The sequence below is a fragment of the Bradyrhizobium ferriligni genome (genome assembly GCF_056837965.1).
Genome location: NZ_JBXEJO010000154.1, coordinates 1 through 4,368, shown reverse-complemented (window position 1 = coordinate 4,368; position 4,368 = coordinate 1). Strand labels below are relative to the sequence as shown.

Sequence of the window (4,368 nt, the reverse complement as noted above, 5' to 3'; positions counted from 1 at the left end):
TCTCCCCACCCTCCCCCGCAAGGGGGGAGGGAGCCTGACCAGCGTGCTCACCTCACGACGGATCACAGCTTCCCCTTCACCTCGGCGCGAAAACCGTAGATCACGCGCTTGCCGGCGAGTGCCACGAGGTGGACGTCGCGGGTCTGGCCGGGCTCGAAGCGGACGGCGGTGCCGGCGGCGATGTCGAGGCGCATGCCGCGGGCCTTCTTGCGGTCGAATTTCAGCGCCGGATTGGTCTCGAAGAAATGGTAGTGCGAGCCGACCTGGATCGGACGGTCGCCGGTGTTGGCGACCGACAGCGTCACGGTCTTGCGGCCGGCATTGAGCTCGATCTCGCCGTCCTTGATGAAGAGTTCGCCGGGGATCATGTCGTGCTCCTATCGGATCGGCTCGTGCACGGTGACGAGCTTGGTGCCGTCGGGGAATGTCGCCTCGACCTGGATGTCGTGGATCATCTCCGGGATGCCATGCATCACCTGCGCGCGGGTCAGGACCTGGGCGCCGGCCTGCATCAGATCGGCGACGGTGCGGCCATCACGCGCGCCCTCGACGATGAAGTCGGTGATCAAGGCCACCGCTTCCGGATGGTTCAGCTTGACGCCGCGCTCGAGCCGGCGCCGCGCCACCATGGCCGCCATCGATACCAGGAGCTTGTCCTTTTCGCGGGGAGACAAATTCATGCGAGCACTCTGATCGTTCTTGAAAGGTTTAGTTGAGCCACAGGCCTTTAGTTAAGCCAGAGTCTTGGCAGCGGGACAGTGGAGGCGCGGCCGAGCACCGTCATCATGTCAGCGCGCAGCCGGGCCGCATCTTGGGCACAGAAGCGGGCCATTGCAAAGCCATTCCAGGCGGAGATGCCGACCTCGCCGCCGAAGCTGTCCGACGCCTCGCGGATGCGCTCGACCAAGGCCTCGTCGCCCGGCACGATCAGCGCCGTGCCGATCGCGCAGCCGCCTTTGGCAATCGCTGGCCTTGCCAGCTTCTCGCCAATCTCGCCGTCGAGCCTGACGGTCTCGGCAAACACCAGCCTGCCGCCACGCCGCATCCGCCAGCGATCGACAAATTCGCCGTGGCGCATGGTCTCGCCCATCGCGGCGCGGCCGAACACCACGATCTCGCAGAGCAGGAGCGAGGCACCCTCGGCAAGGTCGATTTCGAAGCCGCGGTGAATGCGGGCACGGTCGAACAGGATGGTTTCCTGCGGCAGCCAGGCGAGATGCGCGCCTGCGGCAACGGTCAGCGCGATGTCGAGCCGTGCCGCCGCTGCTGGTGCACGGTAGACTTTCTCAGCCGCCGCCGTGGTCAGCGTCAAACGCGCGCCCTCGCCGGCCGCGATCGCGATCTCGAAGCGGTCCCCGCCGGCAATGCCGCCGGCAGTGTTGACGAACATGGCCGAGAGACCGTCGTCCTCCGGCGATGGGAAGCGGACGCGCAACGAGCCCGACTCGTGCAGGTCGCCGCGGCGAGTGGCACCGTCTTTGAGATGCACACCGAACCGGACCGCACCCTGGGCGCGGTTTGCCGCAAACGTCGCCGCTGCCGCGCCTGCGATCCCGGTCCGCATTCCCCCGACGCTCCCTTCGCGCGCCACAACAGGCGGCGTCACATCCTGTTCACAGCGCCATCTGGCGGCTGATCTCGGCGGGATCGAGGCTTGCGCGGTCGCAGGCATATTTCACCGCACCCCGGTCCATCACGGCAAAACTGTCGCCGAGTTCGCAGGCAAAGTCGAGATATTGTTCGACCAGCACGATCGCGATGTTGCCGAGGTTGCGCAGATAGGAGATGGCGCGGCCGATATCCTTGATGATCGAGGGCTGGATGCCCTCGGTCGGCTCGTCGAGCAGCAGGAGCTTTGGCCGCATCACCAGCGCGCGGCCGATCGCAAGCTGCTGCTGCTGGCCGCCGGAAAGGTCGCCGCCGCGGCGGCCCAGCATGGTCTCCAGCACCGGAAACAGCGAGAACACGTCGTCGGGAATGTTGCGGTCCTCGCGCTTCAGCGGACCGAAGCCGGTCTTGAGGTTCTCTTCCACCGTCAGCAGCGGAAAGATCTCGCGGCCCTGCGGCACGAAGCCGATGCCGCGACGCGCCCGCTCATAGGGCTTGAGCGCGGTGATGTCCTTGCCGTCGAAATTGATCGCGCCGGACGCAATCGGATACTGGCCGACCATGGCGCGCAGCAGCGAGGTCTTGCCGACGCCGTTGCGGCCGAGCACGCAGGTGACCTTGCCCGGCTCGGCGGTCAGCGACACGCCGCGCAAGGCCTGCGCCGCACCGTAGTAGAGATTGATGTTGTCGATCTTCAGCATCGCCCTAGCGCCCCAGATACACTTCGACCACCCGCTCGTTCGACGACACCTGGTCGATCGAACCTTCGGCGAGCACCGAGCCCTCATGCAGGCAGGTTACCTTGACGCCGAGCTCGCGCACGAATGTCATGTCGTGCTCGACCACCATGATGGTGTGGTTCCTGTTGATCTCCTTCAGGAGCTCCGCGGTCAGATGGGTCTCGACATCGGTCATCCCGGCGACCGGCTCGTCGACCAGCAGCACCTTCGGGTCCTGCGCCAGCAACATGCCGATCTCGAGCCACTGCTTCTGGCCGTGCGACAGGCTGCCGGCGAGGCGGTTGCGCGCATCGGTCAGGCGGATGGTCTCGAGCACCTTGTCGATGCGCTCGGACTCGGCCTTGCTGCCGCGCCAGAACAGCGTGCCGCGCACGGAATGATCGACATTGAGCGCGAGCAGGAGATTGTCCTGCACGGTCTGGCTCTCGAACACCGTCGGCTTCTGGAATTTGCGACCGATGCCGAGCTCGGCGATCCGGGTCTCGTCGAGCCGGGTCAGGTCGACGGTGCCGTCGAACAGCACCGTGCCCTCGTCGGGCTTGGTCTTGCCGGTGATGATGTCCATCATCGTGGTCTTGCCGGCGCCGTTCGGGCCGATGATGGCGCGCATCTCGCCGGGCTCGAGCGCCAGCGACAGATTGTTGATGGCGTGAAAACCGTCGAACGAGACGTGCACGCCGTCGAGGTAGAGCATGGCCGAAGTGGCGCGGGTGTCCATGACGTTCATCTGCCTACTCCGCCGGGTTCGGTGCGCCGATGCCGTCTTCGCGCGCGGCACTCTCGGCGTCGGGTGAGTTGCGCCGCGCTTTCAGCGGCTCCCACCAGGCGTTGAAGGTACCGACGATGCCCTTGGGCAACAGCAGCGTGACCAGGATGAACAGCGCGCCCAGCATGAACAGCCAGTACGGTGCGAGCGGCCCCGAGGTGAAGAACGTCTTGGCATAGTTGACGACGACGGCCCCGAGCGCCGCGCCGATCAGCGTGCCGCGGCCGCCGACCGCGACCCAGATCACCGCCTCGATCGAGTTGGCGGGCGCGAACTCGCTCGGATTGATGATGCCGACCTGCGGCACGTACAGCGCGCCGGCGACGCCGGCCATGCACGCCGACAGCGTGAACACGAACAGCTTGTAGGATTCGACGCGATAGCCGAGGAAGCGGGTCCGGCTTTCGGCATCGCGCACCGCAATCAGGACCTTGCCGAGCTTCGAGGTCACGATCGCGCGGCAGATCAGGAAAGCGATGATCAGCGCAAGGCAGCTCAGCAGGAACAGCGCGGCGCGGGTGCCTTCGGCCTGCACGTTGAAGCCGATGATGTCCTTGAAGTCGGTCAGCCCGTTGTTGCCGCCGAAGCCGAAATCGTTGCGGAAGAACGCCAGCAGCAGCGCATAGGTCATCGCCTGCGTGATGATCGACAGATACACGCCGGTGACGCGCGAGCGGAAGGCGAGCCAGCCGAAGCAGAAGGCGAGCAGACCCGGCACCAGCAGCACCATCAACGCGGCGAACCAGAACTTATCGAAGCCGTACCAGTACCAGGGCAGCTTGCCCCAGTTCAGGAACACCATGAAGTCGGGCAGGGTCGGGTTGCCGTAGACGCCCCGGCTGCCGATCTGGCGCATCAGGTACATACCCATCGCGTAGCCGCCGAGCGCGAAGAACGCGCCGTGGCCGAGCGAGAGGATGCCGCAATAGCCCCAGATCAGATCGATCGAGAGCGCGAGGATGGCGTAGCAGACATATTTGCCCCACAGCGCGACCAGATAGGTCGGCACCTGGAACATCGAGCCCTGCGGCAGCAGCAGGTTCGACAACGGGATCAGCACGCCGATCGCGGCGACGATCAGGACGATCGCGGTCGCGGCGCGGTCGAGCGAACGGGTGAGGATGTGCGGCGTCATCGGCTAATTCCCTTGCCTCTCCCGCTTGCGGGGGAGGCCGACGCGCGCATCAGCGCGCGGCGGGTGGGGGTCTCTCCACGTCGGGAGTCTACCGTGTGGAGAGACCCCCACCCCAACCC

6 protein-coding genes are annotated in these 4,368 nt (G+C 65.9%); all 6 read right to left on the bottom strand.

The annotated features are described in order from the left end of the window. Positions 1-62: 62 nt before the first annotated feature. The 6 genes from AC1VNY_RS42195 to urtC are packed head-to-tail and all read right to left on the bottom strand — an operon-like array spanning position 63 to position 4,249. Complete coding sequence (locus AC1VNY_RS42195) at positions 63-368, bottom strand: urease subunit beta (RefSeq protein WP_038387566.1); 306 nt, start codon at positions 366-368, stop codon at positions 63-65. Positions 369-377: 9 nt separating this feature from the next. Next, positions 378-680: an urease subunit gamma gene (locus tag AC1VNY_RS42190; protein WP_304498472.1), complete on the bottom strand. Its 303-nt coding sequence runs from the start codon at positions 678-680 to the stop codon at positions 378-380. Positions 681-727: 47 nt separating this feature from the next. Beyond that, the gene (locus AC1VNY_RS42185) at positions 728-1,564 is read right to left on the bottom strand and encodes an urease accessory protein UreD (RefSeq protein ID WP_482409622.1); all 837 of its coding nucleotides are present in this window, start codon (positions 1,562-1,564) and stop codon (positions 728-730) included. Between the two features lie 49 nt (positions 1,565-1,613). After that, positions 1,614-2,309 (bottom strand): urea ABC transporter ATP-binding subunit UrtE, encoded by a 696-nt coding sequence (gene urtE / locus AC1VNY_RS42180; RefSeq protein WP_024581870.1) that lies wholly within the window; start codon positions 2,307-2,309, stop codon positions 1,614-1,616. 4 nt (positions 2,310-2,313) lie between these two features. Further along, positions 2,314-3,075: an urea ABC transporter ATP-binding protein UrtD gene (gene urtD / locus AC1VNY_RS42175; protein ID WP_016842654.1), complete on the bottom strand. Its 762-nt coding sequence runs from the start codon at positions 3,073-3,075 to the stop codon at positions 2,314-2,316. A 4-nt stretch (positions 3,076-3,079) separates the two neighbouring features. Next, complete coding sequence (gene urtC / locus AC1VNY_RS42170; RefSeq protein ID WP_482409621.1) at positions 3,080-4,249, bottom strand: urea ABC transporter permease subunit UrtC; 1,170 nt, start codon at positions 4,247-4,249, stop codon at positions 3,080-3,082. Between the last annotated feature and the right edge of the window lie 119 nt (positions 4,250-4,368).

Coding starts and splice junctions, on each gene's coding strand:
- AC1VNY_RS42195 (WP_038387566.1), bottom strand. CDS start 368: ATGATCCCCGGCGAACTCTTCATCAAGGACGGCGAGATCGAGCTCAAT.
- AC1VNY_RS42190 (WP_304498472.1), bottom strand. CDS start 680: ATGAATTTGTCTCCCCGCGAAAAGGACAAGCTCCTGGTATCGATGGCG.
- AC1VNY_RS42185 (WP_482409622.1), bottom strand. CDS start 1,564: ATGCGGACCGGGATCGCAGGCGCGGCAGCGGCGACGTTTGCGGCAAAC.
- urtE (WP_024581870.1), bottom strand. CDS start 2,309: ATGCTGAAGATCGACAACATCAATCTCTACTACGGTGCGGCGCAGGCC.
- urtD (WP_016842654.1), bottom strand. CDS start 3,075: ATGAACGTCATGGACACCCGCGCCACTTCGGCCATGCTCTACCTCGAC.
- urtC (WP_482409621.1), bottom strand. CDS start 4,249: ATGACGCCGCACATCCTCACCCGTTCGCTCGACCGCGCCGCGACCGCG.